The 22,344-nt window shown below is 67.4% G+C and carries 17 protein-coding genes and 2 tRNA genes; 10 read left to right on the top strand and 9 right to left on the bottom strand.

The window, feature by feature from the left end; all coding sequences use genetic code 11:
- Positions 1-62: 62 nt before the first annotated feature.
- Positions 63-752, bottom strand: a complete 690-nt coding sequence (locus tag ACMGEZ_RS18615) for a GntR family transcriptional regulator (protein ID WP_436823760.1) — start codon at positions 750-752, stop codon at positions 63-65.
- Positions 753-827: 75 nt separating this feature from the next.
- On the opposite strand from ACMGEZ_RS18615, the gene araD reads away from it, so the two are divergent.
- The 3 genes from araD to ACMGEZ_RS18600 are packed head-to-tail and all read left to right on the top strand — an operon-like array spanning position 828 to position 4,319.
- Entirely contained in the window at positions 828-2,555 is a 1,728-nt protein-coding gene (araD, locus tag ACMGEZ_RS18610; RefSeq protein WP_436823759.1) for an L-arabinonate dehydratase, read from the top strand.
- Between the two features lie 37 nt (positions 2,556-2,592).
- The gene (locus ACMGEZ_RS18605) at positions 2,593-3,303 is read left to right on the top strand and encodes a ribonuclease activity regulator RraA (protein WP_436823758.1); all 711 of its coding nucleotides are present in this window, start codon (positions 2,593-2,595) and stop codon (positions 3,301-3,303) included.
- A 35-nt stretch (positions 3,304-3,338) separates the two neighbouring features.
- The gene (locus ACMGEZ_RS18600) at positions 3,339-4,319 is read left to right on the top strand and encodes a Bug family tripartite tricarboxylate transporter substrate binding protein (protein WP_436823757.1); all 981 of its coding nucleotides are present in this window, start codon (positions 3,339-3,341) and stop codon (positions 4,317-4,319) included.
- 82 nt (positions 4,320-4,401) lie between these two features.
- On the opposite strand, the gene ACMGEZ_RS18595 is transcribed toward ACMGEZ_RS18600, so the two are convergent.
- A tRNA-Lys gene (locus ACMGEZ_RS18595) sits at positions 4,402-4,477 on the bottom strand.
- Between the two features lie 65 nt (positions 4,478-4,542).
- Positions 4,543-5,724: a beta-ketothiolase BktB gene (gene bktB, locus ACMGEZ_RS18590; RefSeq protein WP_436823756.1), complete on the bottom strand. Its 1,182-nt coding sequence runs from the start codon at positions 5,722-5,724 to the stop codon at positions 4,543-4,545.
- A 113-nt stretch (positions 5,725-5,837) separates the two neighbouring features.
- On the opposite strand from bktB, the gene ACMGEZ_RS18585 reads away from it, so the two are divergent.
- Positions 5,838-6,545, top strand: a complete 708-nt coding sequence (locus ACMGEZ_RS18585) for an SDR family NAD(P)-dependent oxidoreductase (protein ID WP_436823755.1) — start codon at positions 5,838-5,840, stop codon at positions 6,543-6,545.
- 52 nt (positions 6,546-6,597) lie between these two features.
- On the opposite strand, the gene ACMGEZ_RS18580 is transcribed toward ACMGEZ_RS18585, so the two are convergent.
- Both ACMGEZ_RS18580 and ACMGEZ_RS18575 read right to left on the bottom strand, forming a co-directional pair.
- Positions 6,598-6,673 (bottom strand) — tRNA-Ala (locus tag ACMGEZ_RS18580).
- 52 nt (positions 6,674-6,725) lie between these two features.
- Positions 6,726-7,703, bottom strand: a complete 978-nt coding sequence (locus tag ACMGEZ_RS18575) for a GMP reductase (protein ID WP_436823754.1) — start codon at positions 7,701-7,703, stop codon at positions 6,726-6,728.
- 366 nt (positions 7,704-8,069) lie between these two features.
- Between ACMGEZ_RS18575 and trkA the strand changes: the two genes are divergently transcribed.
- The 3 genes from trkA (at position 8,070) to ACMGEZ_RS18560 (ending at position 13,704) form a co-directional block, all read left to right on the top strand.
- On the top strand, positions 8,070-9,536 hold the full coding sequence (gene trkA, locus ACMGEZ_RS18570; protein ID WP_436823753.1) for a Trk system potassium transporter TrkA: 1,467 nt from the start codon (positions 8,070-8,072) through the stop codon (positions 9,534-9,536).
- 18 nt (positions 9,537-9,554) lie between these two features.
- Entirely contained in the window at positions 9,555-11,021 is a 1,467-nt protein-coding gene (locus ACMGEZ_RS18565; protein ID WP_436823752.1) for a TrkH family potassium uptake protein, read from the top strand.
- 319 nt (positions 11,022-11,340) lie between these two features.
- Positions 11,341-13,704, top strand: coding sequence for a UvrD-helicase domain-containing protein (locus ACMGEZ_RS18560; protein ID WP_436823751.1), 2,364 nt, complete (start codon positions 11,341-11,343; stop codon positions 13,702-13,704).
- Between the two features lie 27 nt (positions 13,705-13,731).
- Here ACMGEZ_RS18560 and ACMGEZ_RS18555 read toward each other — a convergent pair whose 3' ends face one another.
- Genes ACMGEZ_RS18555 through ACMGEZ_RS18545 form a run of 3 tightly spaced genes read right to left on the bottom strand, consistent with a single transcriptional unit; the run spans position 13,732 to position 15,978 of the window.
- Positions 13,732-14,538: a BPSS1780 family membrane protein gene (locus tag ACMGEZ_RS18555; RefSeq protein ID WP_436823750.1), complete on the bottom strand. Its 807-nt coding sequence runs from the start codon at positions 14,536-14,538 to the stop codon at positions 13,732-13,734.
- A gap of 18 nt (positions 14,539-14,556) precedes the next feature.
- Complete coding sequence (locus ACMGEZ_RS18550) at positions 14,557-15,609, bottom strand: homoserine kinase (RefSeq protein WP_436823749.1); 1,053 nt, start codon at positions 15,607-15,609, stop codon at positions 14,557-14,559.
- Between the two features lie 12 nt (positions 15,610-15,621).
- Positions 15,622-15,978 (bottom strand): hypothetical protein, encoded by a 357-nt coding sequence (locus tag ACMGEZ_RS18545; RefSeq protein WP_436823748.1) that lies wholly within the window; start codon positions 15,976-15,978, stop codon positions 15,622-15,624.
- A gap of 96 nt (positions 15,979-16,074) precedes the next feature.
- Here ACMGEZ_RS18545 and polA point away from each other — a divergent pair, with 96 nt between their 5' ends.
- Genes polA through ACMGEZ_RS18530 form a run of 3 tightly spaced genes read left to right on the top strand, consistent with a single transcriptional unit; the run spans position 16,075 to position 21,106 of the window.
- Entirely contained in the window at positions 16,075-18,867 is a 2,793-nt protein-coding gene (gene polA, locus ACMGEZ_RS18540) for a DNA polymerase I (protein ID WP_436823747.1), read from the top strand.
- 38 nt (positions 18,868-18,905) lie between these two features.
- The gene (locus tag ACMGEZ_RS18535) at positions 18,906-20,195 is read left to right on the top strand and encodes a M20/M25/M40 family metallo-hydrolase (RefSeq protein WP_436823746.1); all 1,290 of its coding nucleotides are present in this window, start codon (positions 18,906-18,908) and stop codon (positions 20,193-20,195) included.
- Positions 20,196-20,203: 8 nt separating this feature from the next.
- Complete coding sequence (locus ACMGEZ_RS18530; protein WP_436823745.1) at positions 20,204-21,106, top strand: LysR family transcriptional regulator; 903 nt, start codon at positions 20,204-20,206, stop codon at positions 21,104-21,106.
- Between the two features lie 22 nt (positions 21,107-21,128).
- On the opposite strand, the gene ACMGEZ_RS18525 is transcribed toward ACMGEZ_RS18530, so the two are convergent.
- Positions 21,129-22,340 (bottom strand): D-amino acid dehydrogenase, encoded by a 1,212-nt coding sequence (locus ACMGEZ_RS18525; RefSeq protein ID WP_436823744.1) that lies wholly within the window; start codon positions 22,338-22,340, stop codon positions 21,129-21,131.
- Positions 22,341-22,344 lie beyond the last annotated feature (4 nt).

The raw sequence follows: 22,344 nt of genomic DNA, 5'->3' as shown, positions 1-22,344 counted from the left end.
AGCACGGGATTTTTTTGTTGGCGCCGTTCCGGCATGTTCTTGCAGGCGGTGCCTGCGCTCGCTCAGGGCGCGATGTAGTCGGGGTACTGCCTGCAGATTTCATCCACGGCGCTGAGCGTCCCCGACAGGTGCTTGCGCAGCGCGGCCTGGGCGGCCGCCGGATCCTTCCCCTCGATGCCGCGCACGATGGCGCGGTGGTCGCGCAGGATCGCCTCGGTCTTGCCCGCGGTCGGCAGGTGCAGGCGGCGCAAGCGGTCGACGTGGCCCGAGACACGGCCCACCAGCTCCCACAGGTCAGGCACGCCGCCGGCTTCGTACATCAGGCGATGGAAGGCGCGGTCTGCGCCCACGAAGTCGCCATAGCGCTGCGCCGCCGACAGCGCTGCCTGCTGGGCGATGGTGGCCTTCAACGCCTCGACCAGGCCGGCAGGCGCCTCGAGCGCGAGCTGGTGCACCAGCTCCAGCTCGATCGAGCGGCGCAGGAAATGCGCCTGGCGCGCGGCCGCGATGTCGATGCGGCTGACCAGCGTGGCGTGCTGCGGGAACACGTCCACCAGGCCTTCCTCGCTCAGGCGCAGCAGCGCCTCGCGCACGGGCGTCTGGCTCACGCCGAAATGGTCTGCCAGCGCCTGCCTCGCCAGCACGGTGCCGGGGACCAGGTCCAGCGAGAGGATGGCGTCGCGCAGCTTTTCGAGCACCTGGGGCGCGGCCAGGCGGGTGCGGTCGAGTCGGATCTTCGGAAGGGCACTCATCGGGGGTCGGATTCTGGCATTGACGCACTAATATATTAGTGTTTTAATTCGCCCGCACGCCCAGAGACAGCCCTGATGAAACGCCCCTACGAATTCCTGCGCAGCGCCCGCTGGTTCGCGCCCGACGACTTCCGTTCCTTCGGCCACCGCTCGCGCGTGCTGCAGATGGGCTACAGCTATGACGACTGGATGGGCAAGCCCGTGATCGCCATCGTCAACACCTGGAGCGACGCCAACCAGTGCCACGCGCACTTCAAGCACCGGGTGGAGGACGTCAAGCGCGGCGTCCTGCAGGCGGGCGGCTTCCCGCTGGAGCTGCCGGCCATCTCGCTCTCGGAAAGCATGGTCAAGCCCACGACCATGCTCTACCGCAACTTCCTGGCCATGGAAACGGAAGAGCTGCTGCGCAGCCACCCGGTGGACGGCGCGGTGCTGATGGGCGGCTGCGACAAGACCACGCCCGGCCTCACGATGGGTGCGCTCAGCATGGGCATCCCCTTCATCTACCTGCCGGCCGGCCCCATGCTGCGCGGCAACTGGAAGGGCAGGGTGCTGGGTTCGGGCTCCGATGCCTTCAAGTACTGGGACGAGCGCCGTGCCGGGCGCTTGAGCGAGCAGGCCTGGTCCGAGATGGAGGCCGGCATCGCCCGCAGCCACGGCACCTGCATGACCATGGGCACCGCCGCCACCATGATGGGCATCGCCGAGGCGGTGGGCCTGAGCCTGCCGGGCGCCTCCAGCATTCCTGCGGCGGACGCCAACCACACCCGCATGAGCGCCGAGTGCGGACGCCGCATCGTCGAGATGGTGTGGGAAGACCTCACGCCCGCGAAGCTGCTCACCCGCGCCAACTTCGAGAACGGCATCGCCTGCGCGATGGCCATGGGCTGCAGCACCAACGCCATCATCCACCTGATCGCGATGTCGCGGCGCGCGGGCCACCCGGTAAGCCTGGACGACTTCGATGCCTTCAGCCGCCGCGTGCCCGTCATCGCCAACATCCGGCCCAGCGGCGATGCCTACCTGATGGAGGACTTCTTCTACGCCGGCGGCCTGCCTGCGCTGCTGGAGCGCATCCGAGGCCACCTCAAGACCGAGGCGCGCACCGTCAACGGCCGCACGCTCGGCGAGAACATCGCAGCGGCCGAGGTGTACGACGACGACGTCATCCGGCCGCTCGCCAACCCCATCTACGCCGAAGGGGCGCTGGCCGTGCTGCGCGGCAACCTGGCGCCCGACGGCGTGGTGATCAAGCCCAGCGCCTGCGCACCGCACCTGCTGCAGCACACCGGCCGCGCGCTGGTGTTCGACGACTACCCGGCGCTCAAGGCAGCCGTGGAAGACCCGGACCTGGACGTGACGGGCGATGACATCCTGGTGCTGCGCAACGCCGGACCGCGCGGCGCCGGCATGCCGGAGTGGGGCATGCTGCCCATCCCGACCAAGCTGCTGAAGCAGGGCGTGAAAGACATGCTGCGCCTGTCCGACGCACGCATGAGCGGCACCAGCTACGGCGGCTGCCTGCTGCACTGCTCGCCCGAATCGGCGATCGGCGGCCCGCTCGCGCTCGTGAAGACTGGCGACCGCATCAGCGTGGACGTGCCGGCGCGGCGCATTCACCTCGAGGTCAGCGACGAGGAACTCGCCCGACGCAAGGCCGCCTGGACGCCGCCGCCGCCGCGCTACGAGCGCGGCTATGGCTGGATGTTCGGCCGCCACATCAAGCAGGCCGACGAGGGCTGCGATTTCGATTTTCTCGAAACCAGCTTCGGCAAGCCGGTGCCCGAGCCCGACATCTTCTGAGCGCCCTTCCAATTTTTCTCGAGAACGGAGACGACCCTTGAATCCCGCCACCCGCGAGCAGCTCATGAAGGTGAGCACCGCCACCTTGTGCACGGCCTTGTTCAAGCGCGGCCTGCGCCACCAGTTCATCCAGGACGTGCGGCCGCTCGACCCCGGCCTGCCCAACATGGTGGGCGAGGCTTTCACGCTGCGCTACATCCCCGCGCGCGAGGACCTGAATCCCATCGGCGTCTTCCTCGACCGCAACCATCCGCAGCGCCAGGCGGTGGAGCAGTGCCCTGAAGGCGCCGTGCTGGTGATCGACAGCCGCAAGGACGCGCGCGCCGCCTCGGCCGGCGGCATCCTGGTTACGCGGCTGATGAAGCGCGGCGCCGCCGGCGTGGTGACCGACGGAGGCTTCCGCGACAGCCCCGATATCGCCAAGCTGGGATTTGCGGCGTATCACAGCCGCCCCAGCGCACCGACCAATCTCACGCTGCACCAGGCCATCGACATCAACGTGCCCATCGGCTGCGGCGACGCGCCGGTGTTTCCCGGCGATGTGATCGTGGGCGATGCCGAGGGCGTGATCGTCATTCCCGCCTACATGGCCGACGAGATTGCCGCCGAAGCGACAGAGATGACCGTCTTCGAGGACTTCGTGCAGGAAAAGGTGCTCGAAGGCCGCTCCATCCTGGGCCTGTACCCGCCCACCGACGAACAGAGCCGCGCTGACTTCGCGGCCTGGCGCCAGGTTCACGGCCGCTGAGGAATTTCATTCCGACGATTGAGGAGACAAAAACCATGCGTTTCACCCGACGCGCCGCGGCCCTGCTTCTGGCCGCGCTCGCCCCTGTCGCCACCTGGGCCCAGGCGCCTGAATGGCCCGCCGCCAAGCCCATCGTCTACGTGGTGCCCTTCACGGCAGGCGGCTCCACCGACATCGTGGGGCGCACGCTCGCCCAGAAGCTGGGCGAGAGCCTCAAGCAGTCGGTGGTGGTCGAGAACAAGCCGGGCCAGGCAGGCGGCATCGGCGCCGCCTACGTGGCCAAGGCAGCACCCGACGGCTACACGCTCTTCGGCGGCACCATCAGCACGCACGCCATCAACGCCAGCCTCTACAAGAAGCTGCCCTACGACCCGATGAAGGACTTCGAGCCGGTCTCGCTGGTTGCGCGCCTGCCCAATGTGTTGATCGTCAACAGCCAGCTCGGCGTGAACTCAGTGGCCGAACTGGTGGCCCTGCTGAAGAAGGACGAGAGCAAGCGCACCTTTGCCTCTTCCGGCGCCGGCACCTCCACCCATCTGGCCGGCGAGATGTTCGCCGACCTGATCGGCGTGAAGCTGACCCACGTGCCGTACAAGGGCACGCCGCCCGCCATGACCGACGTGGCCGCGGGGCTGGTGCCCTTCATGTTCGACCAGGTGACGGCGGCGCTGCCGCTGGTCAAGAGCGGCAAGCTCAAGCTGCTGGCCGTGACGACGGGCAAGCGCATCGCGCTGGTGCCGGAGCTGCCGACGATGATCGAATCCGGCATTCCGGGCTTCGAGATGTCGTCGTGGCAGGCCGTGTATGCGCCCAAGGGCACGCCCAAGCCGATCGTGCAGCGCCTCAATGCCGAGATCGTCAAGGCGCTCAAGCAGCCCGATGTGCAAGCCAGGCTTTCGGACCAGCTCGCAATGGAGATCGTGGGCAGCACGCCGGAAGAACTGCACGACCACATGGCCAGGGAGATCCCGCGGTGGGCCGAACTGGTGAAGAAGTCCGGGGCGACGGCAGATTGAGGGCGCCCGCCCGGAGCCGCCTCCAAAGAAAAAAGCCCGCCATCTTTGGGATGGCGGGCTTTTCAGCGTTGGCGCGGTATTTTGGTGGGCCCTGAGTGACTCGAACACTCGACCTACGGATTAAGAGTCCGCTGCTCTACCAACTGAGCTAAGAGCCCCTGATCGACATTGCTGTCATTCAGGCAATCCAAAGATTATAGCCAGAAATGTTTCCGCCCTCGGCTCAGGCGCGCTCAAAAATGCAGGCGATGCCCTGCCCGCCGCCGATGCACATGGTCACCAGCGCGTAACGGCCCTGAACCCGCTCCAGCTCGTACAGGGCCTTGACGGTGATCAGCGCGCCGGTGGCGCCGATCGGGTGGCCGAGGGAGATCCCGGAGCCGTTGGGGTTCACCTTCGCAGGGTCGAGGCCGAGGTCCTGCGTGACCGCACAGGCCTGCGCGGCGAAGGCCTCGTTGGCCTCGATCACATCCATGTCCGAAGCCTGGAGGCCCGCCTTTTCCAGCGCCTTGCGCGAGGCCGGTACGGGCCCGATGCCCATGTAGTTCGGGTCCACGCCGGCGAAGGCATAGGCCACGATGCGCGCCATCGGCTTCAGGCCGCGGCGCGCCGCCTCTTCCTTCTCCATCAGCACCACGGCCGCGGCGGCGTCGTTGATGCCAGAGGCATTGCCGGCCGTCACCGTGCCGTTCTCCTTCAGGAAGGCGGGCTTGAGCTTGGCCATGTCTTCCAGCTTGGCGTCGAAGCGCACGTGCTCGTCGGTGTCGAACTGCGTCGGGCCTTTGCGGCTCTGCAACGGCACCGGGACGATCTGGCTCTTGAAGTAGCCGCCCTCGATCGCCTTCTGCGCACGCTGGTGGCTGGTCAGGGCGGTCTGGTCCTGCATCTCGCGGCTGATGTTCCACTTCTTCGCTACGTTCTCGGCAGTGACGCCCATGTGGATGTTCTCGAAGGGGTCGTGCAGCGCGCCGATCATCATGTCGACCAGCTTCATGTCGCCCATGCGCACGCCCCAGCGGGCAGTGAGCGAGGACAGCGGGGCGCGGCTCATGCTCTCGGCGCCGCCGCCGACGGCCACCTTCGCGTCGCCGAGCTGGATGCTCTGCGCCGCGCTCACGATCGCCTGCAGGCCCGAGCCGCAGAGGCGGTTGACGGTGAGCGCAGGCGTTTCTTGCGCGCAGCCGCCTTCGATGGCAGCCACGCGGGCCATGTACATGTCGCGCGGCTCGGTGTTGACCACGTGGCCGAAGACCACATGGCCCACGTCCTTGCCGTCGACCTTGGCGCGCGCGAGCGCTTCCTGGGTCACCAGCGCGGCGAGCCGCGTGGGCGGCACGTCCTTGAGCGCGCCGCCGAAGGTGCCGATCGCGGTGCGAACGCCACTCACAACAACAACTTCTTTCATGACAAGTCTCCGAGTGCAGTGAAGGGGGACGAAAGGGGGAGGGGGAAGGGCAATGATGCACGTTTCCTGCGTGGCCGCGGCGTTACGATGCCTGCCCGAACAAGGAGCCGCGAATGATCGACCCCAACACCTCCCGCCACATCGTGGTGACAGGCGCCGCCGGCGCGCTGGGCCGCGCCGTCGTGCAGCACTTCCTCGACCAGGGCGCCCGCATCGCGCTGCTCGACCACCGCATGGAGCACATCGTCAACGTCTTCCCGGGCCTCGACAACTCGCAACACCTGTTGCTCGAGGTTGACGTCACGTCCGTCGAGAGCATGGGGGATGCGGCGGGTCGCATCCTCGCAGCCTTCAAGCAGGTCGATGCGCTGGTGCACATCGCCGGCGGCTTCGAGATGGGCGGAGAGGTGCACGCGCTGAGCCGCGCTGCTTGGGATCGCATGATGAACCTGAATGCATGGTCTTTCGTCGCGGTTTCGCAGGCGCTGGTGCCGTCGATGATCGAGCGCAAGGCAGGCAGCGTGGTCGCGGTCACGGCCAAGAACGCGGCGCGCGGGACCGCGGCCATGGCGGCCTATATCGCGTCGAAGAGTGCGTTGCAGCGCCTCGTCGAGGCTTCGGCTGCCGAATTGAAGCCGCATGGGATCACGGTGAACAGCATCGCCCCCAGCGTGCTGGACACGCCGGCCAACCGCCAGGCCATGCCCGATGCCAAGCCCGAGAGCTGGGTCTCGACGGCCGTGGCGGCGCAGACCATCGGTTTCCTGGCCTCGCCCGCAGCCGCGGCGCTGCACGGCCAGCACCTGACGCTGGACGCCTGAAAAGACCCTGAAAGCAAAAGGCCCCGGCGGATGCCGAGGCCTTTGAAAGAGTTGGTGGAGAGGAGGAGGATCGAACTCCCGACCTCCGCATTGCGAACGCGGCGCTCTCCCAGCTGAGCTACCCCCCCAACGCAGCGCAAATTCTAACCAGAATCGAGCGGCCCGGGCGTGGCCGGCGGCTTACATCAGCAGGTGCTCGCCCGCGTTGTCGCCGCCCAGCGTGACGTAGTTGACCTTGCGGATGTCCATGAGCTTGCGCCCGCCCGCGTAGCTGATGGAGCTCTGGATGTCCTGCTCCATCTCGACGAGGGTGTCGGCCAGCTTGCCCTTGATCGGCTCGAGGATGCGCTTGCCTTCGACGTGCTTGTACTCGCCCTTGTTGAAGTCGCTGGCCGAGCCGTAGTACTCCTTGAAGAGCGCGCCGTCGACCTCCACCGTCCTGCCCGGCGATTCCTCGTGGCCGGCGAACAGCGAGCCGATCATCACCATCGAAGCGCCGAAACGGATGCTCTTGGCGATGTCGCCGTGGTCGCGGATGCCGCCGTCGGCAATGATGGGCTTGGTCGCCACCCGCGCGCACCACTTGAGCGCCGACAGCTGCCAGCCGCCGGTCCCGAAGCCGGTCTTGAGCTTGGTGATGCAGACCTTGCCCGGCCCGATGCCGACCTTGGTCGCATCGGCGCCCCAGTTCTCGAGATCGATCACCGCCTCGGGCGTGCCCACGTTGCCCGCGATCACGAAGGCCTTGGGCAGCTTCTTCCGGAGGTAGGCGATCATGTTCTTCACCGTCTCGGCGTGGCCGTGTGCGATGTCGATGGTGATGTATTCGGGCGCGAGGCCCTCGGCGGCCAGGCGGTCCACCGTCTCGTAGTCCGGCTTCTTGACCCCCAGCGAGATGGACGCGAAGACGCCCTTGGCGTGCATGTCCTTCACGAACTGCACGTTGTCGAGGTCGAAGCGGTGCATCACGTAGAAATAGCCGTTCTGCGCGAGCCAGGTGCAGATGGTCTCGTCGACCACCGTCTTCATGTTGGCAGGCACCGTCGGGATGCGGAAGGTGCGGCCGCCCAGCGTGACGCTGGCGTCGCACTCGGAACGGCTTTCCACCACGCATTTGCGCGGCAGGAGGAGGATGTTGTCGTAGTCGAAGATCTGCATGAAACCAAGCTCCTGAGGAGGTCGTTGAAGAACGAATGAGCGCTTGGTCTGGCCGGTTTTCGAGTACGTTCCGCAAGGGAAGCGCGCGCAAAAAACCGGGCGCAAGAAACTTGGGCCCGGTGAGCGATTCTAGTAGTGCGACGGCGCGTGTGCCGGCTGGTTTCGGAATACCAGCTATACATGAGGGCTGATGAGCCTCCGGTGCAGTGCACGCACGCGATTGCCTGGCGCACCAAGTGAACCCTAGGTTAAACCACCCAGCTTCTTGTCAGCGCCACGCGCCGCTGCATGCTGGACCAAGGGCGTAGAAACACCACTCTCGGGCGATCCCTTCGGGCGTATAAATCGATCCGAAGGGTCTACACCTTGAGAATAATCATTGTCGGCGCAGGCCGAATTGGCGAGAGCGTTGCCGGCACGCTCGTGTCGGAGCGCAACGACATCACGGTCATCGACACCGATGTGGCACGCCTGCGCGAACTCGAAGAGCGCGTCGAACTGCGCGGCGTGGTCGGCAGCGGCATCGAGCCGGACGTGCTGGCCGAAGCCGGTGCGCGCGACGCCGACATGCTGATCGCCTGCGCCGCTCAGGATGAGACCAACCTGGTCTGCTGCAAGGTGGCACACCAGGTGTTCGGCGTTCCGACACGCATCGCGCGCGTGCGCTCCAATGCATTCAAGGACGACAGCCCGCTCCTCGGCAAGGAAGGCTTTGCCGTCGACCGCGTGATCTGCCCCGAGGAATCGCTGACGCGCTACATCGGCAAGCTGGTGGAGTACCCCGAGGCGCTGCAGGTGCGCGAGTTCGCCAACGGGCTGGCCTGCCTCGTGGCGGTGCGCGCCGTGGCGGGTGCGCCAATGGTGCGCCACAGCATCGCCGAGTTGAGCGAAACCGTGCCCGGCGCGGACATGCGCATCGTCGGCATCTACCGCCGGCTTGAAGGCGAGCCCGACCGCTTCATTGTCTGCGAAGGCAAGACGCTCATAGAGCCAGGCGACGAGGTGTTCGTGCTGTCGGCACGCGAGCACCTGCAGTCGGTGCTGTCTGCGCTGCACCGCTACGACCGGGCTGACCATCGCGACGTGGAGCGCATCATGATCGCGGGCGGTGGCCGCGTGGGGCTGCGGCTCACAAGACAGCTCATCGAGACCGGCCGCAACTACCGCATCAAGGTGCTGGAGCGCGACCATGCACGTTGCGTGCAGCTCGCCTCCGAACTGCAGCACAGGGTGCTGGTGCTGCACGGCGACGGGACCGATGAGGACTTGCTGGAAGACGAGGGCATCGAGAACATCGACCTGTTCCTCTCGCTCACCAGCGACGACGAGGACAACATCATGGCCAGCCTGCTGGCCAAGCGCCTGGGCGCGACCCGCGTGCTGGCGCTCATCAACCGGCGCAGCTATGCCGACCTGATGCATGGCACGCAGATCGACATCGCGCTGTCGCCCGCGCAGACCATGCTCGGTGAACTGCTGGCCTATGTGAGGCGCGGCGACGTGCATGCGGTGCACAGCCTGCGGCGTGGCGTCGCCGAAGCCTTGGAAATCGTCGCGCGCGGCGACCGCAAGACTTCGCGCGTCGTGGGCCGCAGGATTTGCGAGCTCAATCTGCCCAAGGGCGCGCAGGCCGGGCTGATCATGCGCGGGTTGCCGGAGCTCGGCGAGGGCGCCGTCCCGTCCGGCCAGGCGCCGATGACGCCGGCGAAGGTGATCATCGCGCGCGGCGACACCGTCATCGAGAGCAACGATCACGTCGTGATCTTCGTGCCGCGCAAGCGCCAGCTGCGCGACGTGGAGAAGTTGTTCAGCGTGAGCGCGACTTTTTTCTGACGGCGTCGCCCTCGTTCCATGAGCGACTTCTTCCCGGCGTTGCGCGTGCTCGGCGCGCTCCTGTGCTTCTTCTCGCTCGGCATGTTCGTGCCGTGGGTCATCTCGTGGACGCACGCCGACGGTCTGCGCCATGTGTGGGCCCTCTCTGCAGCGATCTCATTCGTGTGCGGAGCGGCGTTGTGGGTTGGGCTGCGGCGCTACAGGCACGAGCTGCATCCGCGCCACGGCATCTTCCTGGTGTCGTTCACCTGGGTGCTGCTGCCGCTCTCTGCCACGCTGCCGCTGATGTGGGCGCTCGACACCATCGGGCGGCCGATCAACTTCACGCACGCGTATTTCGAGGCCGTGTCGGGCATCACGACCACGGGCGCGACGGTGCTCTCCAAGCTGGACGAGTTGCCCGTGTCAATCAATGTGTGGCGCACCTTCCTGCAATGGCTCGGCGGCATGGGGATCCTGGTCCTGGCCGTGGCCATCCTGCCGCTGCTGGGTGTGGGCGGCAGCCAGCTCTTCAAGGCCGAGGTGGCCGGCCCCATCAAGGACAGCAAGCTCACCCCGCGCGTGAAGGAAACCGCCAAGGGGCTGTGGGGCATCTACGCGACCTTCTCCGCGCTCTGCTTCCTTGCGTACTGGGCCGGCGGCATGACGGCGATCGACGCACTGATGCACATGTTCTCTACCGTGAGCCTGGGCGGACTCTCGTCGCACGACGCGAGCTTCGCGCACTTCGCCTCGCCGCTGCTCGAAGGGGTGGCCGTGCTTTTCATGCTCGCGGCCAGCTGCAACTTCGCGCTGTATTTCGTCGCGATGCGAAAGGGGCGCTGGCGCGGCTTCTGGCGCGACCCGGAGCTGCGCGCCACGCTCGTCGCGCTGATCGGAAGCGGGTTTCTGGTGGCGGCGGTGCTGTGGGTGAAAGGCACCTACGGGCCGCTGGATGCGCTGCGCCACGGCGTGTTCCACGCCATCTCGGTCGGCAGCACCACCGGCTATGCCACCGTCGACTACCTGCACTGGCCGGTGTTCGCACCGCTTTTCATGCTGCTGCTCTCAGGCGTGGCGACCAGCGCCGGGTCCACGGGTTGCGGCATCAAGATGGTCCGGGTACTCATCCTTGTGAAGCAGGCGCGGCGTGAGATGGAGCGACTCGTCCATCGGCACGCGGTTCAACCGGTGACTCTCGGCAGCATGGTTGTCGACCACCGCGTGATCTTCTCTGTGCTGGCCTTCATGTTGGTCTACGGCGTGACGACGATCTCGCTGAGCATGTTGCTGGTGCTGACCGACCTCGACCCGGTCACCGCCTTCAGCGCCGTGCTGGCCAGCGTGAATTGCACCGGGCCGGGGCTCGGCACGGTCGGGCCCGCCGGCAACTTCAGCGGCCTGACGAATTTCCAGCTGTGGGTGTGCACCTTCGCAATGGTGCTCGGCCGGCTCGAAATGCTGAGTTTTATCGCGCTTCTGACCCCCGCGTTCTGGCGCAAGTAGGTGCGGGCGGACGGGGCGCGATCGCTATGCGCCGCCTCGGTCAACGCTCACTGCCGGCCGGGCATACGCAAGGATTGTCTGGCGCACCGGTTTGGCTAGCCTGTCGATGAGATATCTATCTTCCGGTTTGCCGAGTGCTGACTTCGGCGGGAGCCCCGAGCCGTGTGTGTAGCGGAATGTCGAGTCACTTGGGACGCTGCCTACAAATACATCGTCCGTAACGGCTGAGTCACGGATCAGCGGAAAGGGTTCGATTGCATCTCATCCGCCCCGGTCGGCGCGCGCTGCTGCTGCGCGACCATGCTTCCTACAATGCACCATGCTGTTCGAAGACCCCGCGCCCGCATCCCCCTTGCTGCAAAACCTCAACCCCGAGCAGCTCGCCGCCGTCACGCTGCCCGCCGGCAACGCCCTGATCCTCGCCGGTGCCGGCTCCGGCAAGACCCGGGTCCTGACCACCCGCATCGCCTGGCTGCTGCAGACCGGCCAGGTGTCGCCCGGCGGCATCCTGGCCGTCACCTTCACCAACAAGGCGGCCAAGGAAATGATGGCGCGGCTCACGGCGATGCTGCCCGTCAACGTGCGCGGGATGTGGATCGGCACATTCCACGGCCTGTGCAACCGCTTCCTGCGCGCGCACTGGAAGCTCGCCGGGCTGCCGTCCACCTTCCAGATCCTCGACACCCAGGACCAGCTTTCGGCCATCAAGCGGCTGATGAAGCAGTTCAACGTCGACGAGGAGCGCTTCCCGGCCAAGCAGACCCAGTGGTTCATCGCCGGCGCCAAGGAAGACGGCCTGCGCCCGCGCGACATCGAGAGCCGCAGCGAGGACGACCGCAAGAAGGTCGAGCTCTACCAGCTCTACGAGGAGCAGTGCCAGCGCGAAGGCGTGGTCGACTTCGGCGAGCTGATGCTGCGCAGCTACGAGCTGCTGCGCGACAACGACCCGGTGCGCGAGCACTACCAGCGGCGCTTCCGCCACATCCTCATCGACGAATTCCAGGACACCAATCGCCTGCAGTACGCCTGGATCAAGATGCTCGCCGGTCACACGGTGGAGGGCCGCTTCGTGCCCGGCGACAACAGCGTGCTCGCGGTCGGCGACGATGACCAGAGCATCTACGCCTTTCGCGGCGCGCGGGTTGGCAACATGGCCGACTTCGTGCAGGAGTTCGAGGTCACGCACCAGATCAAGCTGGAGCAGAACTACCGCAGCTACAGCAACATCCTCGATTCCGCCAACGCGCTGATCAGTCACAACAAGAAGCGGCTGGGCAAAAACCTGCGCACCGACCAGGGGCCCGGCGAGCCGGTGCGCGTCTACGAATCCACCAGCGACTTCGCCGAGGCGCAGTGGATGGTGGAGGAGATGCGCCAGCTCGTGCGTGAAGGCATCGAGCGCAAGGAGATGGCGGTGCTCTACCGCAGCAACGCGCAGAGCCGCGTGATCGAGACCGCGCTCTTCAATGCTGCCGTGCCCTACCGCGTGTACGGCGGCCTGCGCTTCTTCGAGCGCGCCGAGATCAAGCATGCGCTGGCCTACCTGCGGCTGCTGGAGAACAAGGACGACGACACCAGCTTCCTGCGCATCGTCAACTTCCCGCCGCGCGGCATCGGCGCGCGCAGCATCGAGCAGCTGCAGGACGCGGCCCGGGCCGCGGGTAGATCGCTGCACGATGCGGTCGCTGCCGTCGGCGGCAAGGCCGGCGCCAACCTGTCTGCCTTCGTCGCCAAGATCGACGTGCTGCGCGAGCAGACGCAGGGCCTGTCCTTGCGCGAGATCATCGAGCTGGTGCTGCAGCACAGCGGCCTGATCGAGCACTACCGCAGCGAGCGCGAAGGCGCCGACCGCATCGAGAACCTGGAGGAACTGGTCAACGCGGCCGAGAGCTTCGTCACACAGGAGGGCTTCGGCCGCGATGCGGTGGCGATGCCAGTGGACGAGCTGCGCCAGTCGCCGGCCAGCCAGGGGCTCGATCCCAACCTGCCGATCACCGACGAGCCGCTGGTGCCGGACGCCGAGACCGGCGAAACCATGAGCCCCCTCGCTGCCTTCCTGACGCACGCCGCGCTGGAATCGGGCGACAACCAGGCGCAGGCCGGGCAGGACGCGGTGCAACTGATGACCGTGCACGCGGCCAAGGGCCTGGAGTTCGACTGCGTGTTCATCACCGGCATGGAGGAGGGCCTCTTTCCGCACGAGAACTCGTTGTCGGACTACGAAAGCCTGGAAGAGGAACGCCGGCTGATGTACGTGGCCATCACGCGTGCACGAAAGCGCCTCTATCTGAGCCACTCGCAAACGCGCATGCTGCACGGCCAGACCCGCTACAACCTCAAGAGCCGCTTCTTCGACGAGCTGCCCGAGACCGCGCTCAAATGGCTGACACCGAAGAACCAGGGCTTCACGCCTTCGGCTTTCGGCTACGGCGGAGGCTACGCGAGCACGCGCGGCGGCAGCTACGGCAGCAAGGAAAGCTTCGCCAGCCCGCCCGTGCCGCCGCAGAAGACCGCGCCTTCGCATGGCCTGCGTTCGGGCATGCAGGTCTTCCACAACAAGTTTGGCGAGGGCACCGTGCTCGCGCTGGAGGGCACCGGCGACGATGCGCGGGCGCAGATCAACTTTCCGCGCCATGGCATCAAGTGGCTGGCGCTGTCGGTGGCGAAGCTGACGCCGGTCTAAGCCCTTCGCTCGGTTCGCGTTCCCGTATCAGTCCGCCCGAAAACTGTCCCTGAAGGTGAACCAGGTCGAGCTCAGCGACATGGCTGCCAGCACCAGGGCGCTGCCGATCATCAGCGCGCTGCCGATGGCCGAGGCGCCGCCGCCTCCCATGCCGATGGCGCCGACACCGACCAGCACCGTGGCCAGCAGCCCGATGGCGATGCCGGCGACCAGGAACACGCCGAACCACGAGAGGCAGAACATCGCGTAGGCGCCGAAGTTGCGGAACAGCGCGACCAGGCTGAAGAACAGGCTCTTGACCGGTTCGACGTGATGCCAGTGCACCAGCGCCGGCGCATGCCACATGGCGAGCGACAGCGGCAGATTGAGCACCATGACGAACAGGCGCGCGGTCTGGAAGTCGCTGCTGGCCATCACCTCGGGCGCGAGCGTCTCGTCGAGCAGGTAGGCGCGCGCCAGCTGCCCCCCGTCCAACAGGGCCGAGACGCCCACTGCCAGGATGAAATAGGCGGCCGAGATCAGGCCCAGCACGATCATCGGCCGCCACTCGCTGCGCACCGCTTCGGCCGCGGCCGCGAACATGGCCGGCGCGGCCGGCTTCTGCCGGTCGTTGGCATAGGCGACCGAGGTGGCGACCATCAGCCCCAGCGTCATGAAGGGCAGCAGGATCGGCGCAAGCACGCTGCCGATCAGCGGCAGCTGGGAGGCGATCGAGATCGACGCCATGAACAGGAAGAACAGCGAGATGAAGGCCAGCGGCTGCCGCCAGAAGGTCTTGAGCCCGACGCGGACCCATTCGGCGCCGGTGCGTGCCGGCACGAGGTTCAGTTTCATGGATGGACCGGCCCCCGTTCAGGCGGCCTGCGGCTCGCCGCGGGCGGCGGAAAAGGGGAGAACGGGCGCGGCGGGTGCGCTGGAGCGCTCGCGCAGCACCCGCTCGAAATGCGTGGGGTCATGGGCCTTGAGCATGCTCGCTTCGCGCGGCAGGTGGAAGTCCCACAGCCGGGAGATCCAGAAGCGCAGGGCGGCAGCGCGCAGCATGGCGGGCAGCAGGGTGCGCTCGGCGCCGGTCAGCGGCCGGACAGTGCCGTAGGCGGCCAGGAGGGCGTTGGCGCGGACCGCGTCGTGCCGGCCGGTGGGAAGGTCGATCGCCCAGTCGTTGAGGCACACCGCCAGGTCGAAGAGCCAGGTGTCGGTGCCTGCGAAATAGAAGTCGAACACCCCGGTCAGGCGCGGCACCTCTTCACCGATGGCGAACATCGCGTTGTCGCGGAACAGGTCGGCGTGCACCGGACCGCAGGGCAGTGCCGCGTAGGCGGACGATTCGGCGATGTGGTTCTGGTAGGCCAGCTCGCTCTTCAGAAGCGCGGCCTGCGGGGCCTCGAGGTGGGGCAGCACCACCGGCGCGGTGTCGTTCCACCAGGCCAGGCCGCGAAGATTGGGCTGGATGCGGGGGAAGTCGCGCGCGGCCTGGTGCATGCGCGCCAGCAGGCGGCCCAGCTCGGCACAATGCGCCGGGGTGGGCGCCAGCTCGCTCCTGCCTTCGAGCCGCTGCACCAGCGCCGCCGGCTTGCCCGCGACCCGGTGCAGGAACTCGCAGGGCGCGTCCGCCGGGATGGAAAGAGGATGCCCGAGGGGCGGCTCGATCGCCGGGTCGGCGACCGGTTCGGGCACCGGGATGCCGCGCGAGGCCAGGTGCTTCATCAGGCAGAGGTAGTAGGGCAGTTGATGCGGCCCCAGGCGCTCGAACAGCGTCAGCACGAATTCGCCCGAAGCGGTGCTGGCGAAGTAGTTGGTGTTCTCGATGCCGCCCTCGATGCCTCGCAGCGCGGTGAGCGGACCCAGGCCGAGGCGCTGGACCAGCGCATCGGCCTCGTCGAACCCGACTTCGGTGAAGACCGCCACGGCCGCCCGTGCTCAGAACTTGAGCACGTTCCAGACCCGCGCGCCGTTGCCGTTGCCGCCGCCCGCGTCGGTGGGCCCCTGCCGATCGAGCCCGGTGTTGTTGGGGAGCACCTCGTAGGAGGGCACGTTCGCCTTGGGCTGGACCGTGATGCTCTGGGTCCGGCCGCCGTAGCGCACCTCGTCGACGCGGGCACCGGAATCCTCGACGTGGATGTGCTCGATCTTCTGGTTGCGGCGCGGCGACTCGGGCGTGGCCTGGGCCGCATCGGGCGGCGGCGCGCTCTGGGCATGAACGGCGGCCAGCGGTGCGGCGCCGGCCAGCGCGGCCAGCAGGGCGGCGCGGGCAAGCAGAAGAGGAGTGGAGGACATGGCTCGATTGTAGGCGGGGCCTCAGGGCCTGCTGTCAGCCGGAAGCGACGTTCCCCGTCGTGCTGAGGCCCAAGCGCGGCACGGCAAAATGCTTCGATGACCGACAAGAAAACATTGCTGCTCGTGGATGGCTCGAGCTATCTCTACCGCGCCTTCCACGCGATGCCCGATCTGCGCGCGGTGCCGGGCGATCCCGGCAGCCCGGCGACCGGGGCCATCCGGGGCATGATCAACATGCTGCAGGTGCTGCGCCGCGAGGTGCGGGCCGACTACGCCGCCTGCGTCTTCGACGCGCCCGGGAAAACCTTCAGGGACGCGTGGTATCCCCAGTACAAGGCCAACCGCTCCGCGATGCCCGACGACCTGCGCAGCCAGGTCGAGCCCATTCATGAAGTCGTCAAGCTCCTGGGCTGGCCGGTGCTCTGCGTGCCCGACATCGAGGCCGATGACGTGATCGGCACCCTGGCGCGCACAGCGGCGAACCAGGGCGTCGAGGTGATCGTCTCCAGCGGCGACAAGGACATGAGCCAGCTGGTCGATGAGCACATCACCATCATCGACACCATGAGTGGTAAGAAGCGCGACGTGGCCGGCGTCACGGCCGAGTTCGGCGTGCCGCCCCACCTGATGGTCGACTACCAGACGCTGGTGGGCGACAGCGTGGACAACGTGCCCGGCGTCGAGAAGGTCGGCCCGAAAACGGCCGCCAAGTGGCTGCTGGAGTACGGCTCGCTCGATGCGCTCATCGCCCGCGCCGGCGAAGTCAAGGGCCAGGCGGGCGAGAACCTGCGCAAGGCTTTGGACTGGCTGCCGCAGGGCAAGCGGCTGGTCACCATCCGCACCGATTGCGAGCTCGACGGCCATGTGTCCGGGCTCCCGTCGCTCGAAGGCATTGCCATCGGCCCGCAGCAGGTCGACGAGCTGAAGAGCTTTTACGAGAGGTACGGCTTCAAGAGCCTCGTGAAGACGCTGGAGGCGCATGAAGTCCCGCCCGAGCTCATCGAGGAGAACAAGGCGAAGCGCGGCCCCGAGGGCGGCACCGGCCTGCTCGAGGAGCCGGCCGCCGACGCCGCGGCCAAGGCCAGCAACCTGGTTTACGACATCGTCCTCGACTGGGCGCTCTTCGACACCTGGCTGGCGAAGATCGAGGCGGCCGAACTGGTCGCGCTGGACACGGAGACCAACTCGCTGGACGAGGTCCACGCCGAGATCGTGGGCATCAGCTTCAGCGTCAAGCCGGGCGAGGCGGCCTACATCCCCCTGGCGCACAACTACGGCGACGCGCCGGCGCAGCTGCCGCGCGACGAGGTGCTGGCAAAGCTCAAGCCCTGGCTGGAGGACGCGACGAAGAAGAAGCTGGGCCAGCACGTCAAGTACGACCGCCACGTGTTCGCCAACCACGGCATCGAGGTGCGGGGCTACGCGCACGACACCATGCTGCAGAGCTACGTGCTGGAGGTGCACAAGCCGCACGGCCTGGCCAGCCTGGCCGAGCGCCACCTGGGCCGCAGCGGCATCGACTACGAGGACCTGTGCGGCAAGGGCGCGCACCAGATCCCATTCAGCCAGGTGTCGATCGACAAGGCGGCCGAGTACGCCTGCGAGGACTCCGACCAGACGCTGGACGTGCACCTTGCGCTCTGGCCCAGACTGCAGGCGGACGACAAGCTGCGCTTCGTCTACGAGCTGGAAATGGCCTCCAGCGAGACGCTCTACCGCGTCGAGCGCAACGGCGTGCTGATCGACGCGCCCACGCTGGCGGCGCAGAGCAACGAGCTGGGCAAGCGCATCATGGCGCTGGAGCAGGAGGCCTACGAGCTCGCGGGCCAGCCCTTCAACCTGGGCTCGCCGAAGCAGATCGGCGAGGTCTTCTTCACCAAGCTGGGGCTGCCGGTGGTCAAGAAGACGCCCAGCGGTGCGCCGAGCACCGACGAGGAGGTGCTGGAAAAGCTCGCCGAGGACTTCCCGCTGCCGGCCAAGATCCTCGAGCACCGGGGCCTGTCCAAGCTCAAGGGGACCTACACCGACAAGCTGGGCCAGCTGGCGCATCCGCGCTCGGGCCGCGTGCACACGCACTACGCGCAGGCCGTGGCGGTGACGGGGCGGCTGTCCAGCAACGAGCCCAATCTCCAGAACATCCCGATCCGCACCCCCGAAGGGCGGCGCGTGCGCGAGGCCTTCGTGGCGCCGCCGGGCAGCGTGATCGCGAGTTCCGACTACTCGCAGATCGAACTGCGCATCATGGCCCACATCAGCGGCGACGCTTCTCTGCTGCGCGCCTTCACCGAGGGCATCGACGTGCACCGCGCGACCGCGGCCGAGGTCTTCGGGGTGGCGGTGGACCAGGTGTCGAGCGAGCAGCGCCGCTATGCCAAGGTCATCAATTTCGGGCTGATCTACGGCATGAGCAGCTTCGGCCTGGCGCGCAACCTCGGCATCGAGACCAAGGCCGCGGCGTCCTACATCGACCGCTACTTCGCCCGCTACCCGGGCGTGAAGATCTACATGGACGAGACCAAGGCGCTGGCCAAGCAGCGGGGCTACGTGGAGACGGTGTTCGGCCGGCGCCTCTACCTGCCCGAGATCAACTCGCCCAACGGCCCGCGACGCGGCGGGGCCGAGCGGGCGGCCATCAACGCGCCGATGCAGGGCACGGCGGCCGACCTGATCAAGCTCAGCATGGTCAAGGTGCAGGAGGTGCTCGACGCCGAAAAGCGCCGTACCAAGATGATCATGCAGGTGCACGACGAACTGGTGTTCGAGGTGCCCGAGGATGAAGTCGAGTGGGTCCGCAGCGAGATCCCGCGGATCATGGCCGGCGTGGCGGAGCTCAAGGTTCCGCTGCTGGCCGAGATCGGCTTTGGCCCGAACTGGGACAAGGCCCACTGAAAGAAGACAAAGAAGTCAACCCAAGGAAAGACAAGAAGATGAAGCTCTCCCATTCCCTCCGCACCTTCGCGCTCGGCGCCGTCTGCGCCGCCTGGCTGGGCATCGCCTCGGCAGCACCCGACGAGCGCATCGCCGCGCTGGCCGCCAAGGAAAAGCCCGCCCTGCTCGACACCTTGAAGCAGCTGGTCTCGATCGAATCTGGCAGCCGCGACCTCGAAGGCCTGGACAAGATCGCCAACCTGATCGCCGAGCGGCTGAAGGCGATGGGCGGCCAGGTCGAGCTGGTCGACCCGACGGCCGAGGCCTACCGCATGGAGGACACGCCGGAGAAGATCGGCAAGGCGGTGCGTGCCACGTTCAAGGGCACCGGCAGCAAGAAGATCATGCTGATCGCCCACATGGACACGGTCTACCAGATCGGCATGCTGAACAAGCAGCCCTTCCGCATCGAGGGCGACAAGGCCTACGGCCTGGGCATTGCCGACGACAAGCAGGGCGTGGCCGTCATCCTGCACGCGGTGGCGCTCCTGAAGGCGCTGGACTTCAAGGAGTACGGCACGCTCACGGTGCTGATCAACGGCGACGAGGAAATCAGCTCGCCCGGCTCGCGCGCGCTCATCAGCCGGCTCGGCGCGGAGCACGACGTGGTGATGTCGTACGAGGGCGCCTCGGTCAAGGAAGACAAGCTCTCGCTGGCCACCGCCGGCATCGCGTCGGTGTCGCTCAACGTCACGGGCAAGGCCTCGCATGCGGGGTCGGCGCCGGAGCTGGGCGTGAACGCGCTGTACGAGCTCTCGCACCAGATCCTGCAGATGCGCGACCTGTCCGATCCGGCGACCGGGCTCAAGATGAACTGGACCATCTCGAAGGCGGGCTCCAATCGCAACGTGATCCCCGCGTCGGCAAGCGCGGGGGCCGATGTGCGAGTGCTCAAGGTCAGCGACTACGACCGCATCGAGAAGCAGGTGCAGGAGCGCGTGAAGAAGCAGCTGATCCCCGAGGCCAAGGTCGAGATGAAGTTCGAGCGCCGGCGCCCGCCGCTGGAGGCCACCGACGCTTCGCGCGCGCTCGCCTCGCATGCGCAGGCGATCTACAAGGAACTGGGCCGCGATCTGGGCGCGGACGACAAGGTGGCCGGTGGCGGCACCGATGCCGCCTTTGCCGCGCTGCAGACCAAGGCGCCAGTGGTGGAGCGCTTCGGCTTGCAGGGCTTCGGCGCGCACTCGGCGGATGCCGAGTACGTGTTGATCGACTCCATCGAGCCGCGGCTTTACCTGGCGGCGCGGATGGTGATGGACATCTCGCGCGGCAAGGTCGCGGCCAAGTAAACCGCTCGATGCGCCTGCGCCACATCGAGGTCTTCAACGCCATCATGCTCACCGGCAGCGTGAGCGCGGCGGCCAGGCTCATCAACATCACGCAGCCTGCCGTCAGCCGCACGCTGCAGCACGCGGAGATCCAGCTGGGCTTCCCGCTGTTCCAGCGTGCCAAGGGACGGCTCACGCCGACCACCGAGGCGCAGGCGCTCTATCCGCATATCGAGCGCCTCTTCGCGCAGCTCGACGAGGTGCAGCGGCTCGCGGCCCACCTGCGTACCGGCAGCGATGCCGGCGAGCTGCGCATCCTCACGGTCCTGGCGCTGAGCTATGAGGTGCTGCCGCGTGCGCTCAAGGCCTTCCGGCAGAAGCATCCGGGCATCGCCGTCACGGTGGAATCGCTGCATTCGCCGCAGATCATGTCGGCGCTGCTGCGGCAGGAGGCCGACGTGGGCTTCGCCTTCAGTCCCGCGGTGCATCCCTCGCTCACCCAGGAAACGCTCGCCGACAGCCGCATGGTGTGCATCGCGCCCAAGGGGATGTTGCCGCGCGCGCTGGTGCGCAACGGCTCCGCGGCACTGCACGACCTGGTCGACCTGCCCGTGGTGGGCCTCGACAGCCGGGACCCCGTGGGCACCAGCCTGAGCCAGGCTTGCCGGCAGGCCGGCGTGGGCTTCCAGCAGGCGGTGGTCACGGTGCAGACCTACCATGCCGCGCTGGCCATGGCGCACCACGGGTTGGGTGTCGCCCTGGTCGACGGTTGCACCGCCGGCTCGGCCGATCGCGACAAGGTGGATGTGCTGGCGCTCGAGCCGCGCATTCCGGTGCCGATCCGTGCCTTGCGATTTGCCGAGCGGCCCGATTCGGTGGCGGTGCGCGGCATCACGCGCTGCATGCGCGAGGCGATCGAAGGGGTGGCCTAGGGCCTGTTGACGTCAACGGGCCCTAGGCCGCCAATTGCCGCGCTACGCGCTCAGCCGATCCGAAAGCCAGCGTGAAGCCAAGGGCGCCGTGGCCGGTGTTGAACACCACGTTCGACGGCGCACCGGCCAGTCGCCCGACGATGGGCACGCCTGTCGGCGTGGCCGGGCGCATGCCGGTCCAGGGATGGAGCGCCTCCATGCGGCTGGCCTGCGGAAACACGGCGCGCGTCGCCGCCGCCAGCGACTCGATGCGCGTGGCCGGGATGCTGGCATCGTGCCCCACCAGCTCGGCCATCCCCGCCACGCGCAGGCGCGAGCCGATTCGCGCGAACACCACCTTGCGTGCGCTGTCGGTCACGCTGACCTGCGGCGCGTCATCGGGCGCACCATCCACATCGACCGTGATGCTGTAGCCCTTGAGCGGATACACCGGCAGGTAGGCGCCGAGCTGGCGGCCCAGCCGGTGCGAGGCGGTGCCGAGGGCCATGACGAAGGCGTCCGCCTCCACGTTGCCTGCGCTGGTCTGCGCCGCTGCCACGCGGCCATCGCGCCGGTCGAAGCCCTGCACCTCGCAGTCGAGCAGGAAGCGCACGCCGCGCGCCCGCAACGCCCGCTCCAGCGCAATGCAGAGCTTGAGGCAGTCGGCCGCGCATTCGCTGGGCGTGTGAACGGCGCCTGCCATCTGCGTGCGGTAGGCGGCGAGCGCGGGCTCGATCGCGATGCATTCGTCGGGCGTGACCAGGCGCTGCTCGCTGCCCATCGTGCGCTGGAGCTCGAGTTGACGGCGGGCGGCGTCCAGCGAGGCGGCACTTCCATACAGCACCAGCTTGCCGGTGCTGGAGAAATCGCAATCGGGCTCGAGCTCGGCCAGCATGGCTTCGAAGGCGGCGCGGCTTTCGGCCGCCAGTGCGAGCAACCGGGCCGTGGTTTCGCGCGAGGTGCGCGCATTGCAGGCCGCGAGAAATGCCACGCCCCAGCGCCATTGCAGCGGATCGAGCTGGGGCCGCAGCTTCAGCGGGGAAGAGGGCGAGAACAGCAGCTTGGGCAACTGCTTCCAGATGGAAGGGTCGGCCAGCGGCTGCACGTAGGAGTAGCTCAGTTGAGCGCCGTTGCCCCCGCTTGCGCCGGACCCGGGCGCCGCGCGATCGATCACGCTCACCTGCACGCCCCGCTGGCTCAACTGCCACGCCGTGGCCAGGCCCACGATGCCGGCACCCAGCACACCCACATGCATGACG

The organism is Variovorax stachyos, assembly GCF_051400855.1.
In the GTDB taxonomy this organism is placed as follows: Bacteria; Pseudomonadota; Gammaproteobacteria; order Burkholderiales; family Burkholderiaceae_C; genus Variovorax.
This window is presented reverse-complemented; position numbering and strand designations above follow the sequence as displayed.

Excerpts from the sequence above, each read along its gene's own strand:
- ACMGEZ_RS18525 (WP_436823744.1), bottom strand. The coding sequence starts at position 22,340 with ATGCATGTGGGTGTGCTGGGTGCCGGCATCGTGGGCCTGGCCACGGCG.
- ACMGEZ_RS18600 (WP_436823757.1), top strand. The coding sequence starts at position 3,339 with ATGCGTTTCACCCGACGCGCCGCGGCCCTGCTTCTGGCCGCGCTCGCC.
- ACMGEZ_RS18575 (WP_436823754.1), bottom strand. The coding sequence starts at position 7,703 with ATGCAGATCTTCGACTACGACAACATCCTCCTCCTGCCGCGCAAATGC.
- ACMGEZ_RS18545 (WP_436823748.1), bottom strand. The coding sequence starts at position 15,978 with ATGTCCTCCACTCCTCTTCTGCTTGCCCGCGCCGCCCTGCTGGCCGCG.
- ACMGEZ_RS18615 (WP_436823760.1), bottom strand. The coding sequence starts at position 752 with ATGAGTGCCCTTCCGAAGATCCGACTCGACCGCACCCGCCTGGCCGCG.
- araD (WP_436823759.1), top strand. The coding sequence starts at position 828 with ATGAAACGCCCCTACGAATTCCTGCGCAGCGCCCGCTGGTTCGCGCCC.
- ACMGEZ_RS18585 (WP_436823755.1), top strand. The coding sequence starts at position 5,838 with ATGATCGACCCCAACACCTCCCGCCACATCGTGGTGACAGGCGCCGCC.
- ACMGEZ_RS18535 (WP_436823746.1), top strand. The coding sequence starts at position 18,906 with ATGAAGCTCTCCCATTCCCTCCGCACCTTCGCGCTCGGCGCCGTCTGC.
- bktB (WP_436823756.1), bottom strand. The coding sequence starts at position 5,724 with ATGAAAGAAGTTGTTGTTGTGAGTGGCGTTCGCACCGCGATCGGCACC.
- ACMGEZ_RS18530 (WP_436823745.1), top strand. The coding sequence starts at position 20,204 with ATGCGCCTGCGCCACATCGAGGTCTTCAACGCCATCATGCTCACCGGC.
- ACMGEZ_RS18565 (WP_436823752.1), top strand. The coding sequence starts at position 9,555 with ATGAGCGACTTCTTCCCGGCGTTGCGCGTGCTCGGCGCGCTCCTGTGC.
- ACMGEZ_RS18555 (WP_436823750.1), bottom strand. The coding sequence starts at position 14,538 with ATGAAACTGAACCTCGTGCCGGCACGCACCGGCGCCGAATGGGTCCGC.
- polA (WP_436823747.1), top strand. The coding sequence starts at position 16,075 with ATGACCGACAAGAAAACATTGCTGCTCGTGGATGGCTCGAGCTATCTC.
- ACMGEZ_RS18560 (WP_436823751.1), top strand. The coding sequence starts at position 11,341 with ATGCTGTTCGAAGACCCCGCGCCCGCATCCCCCTTGCTGCAAAACCTC.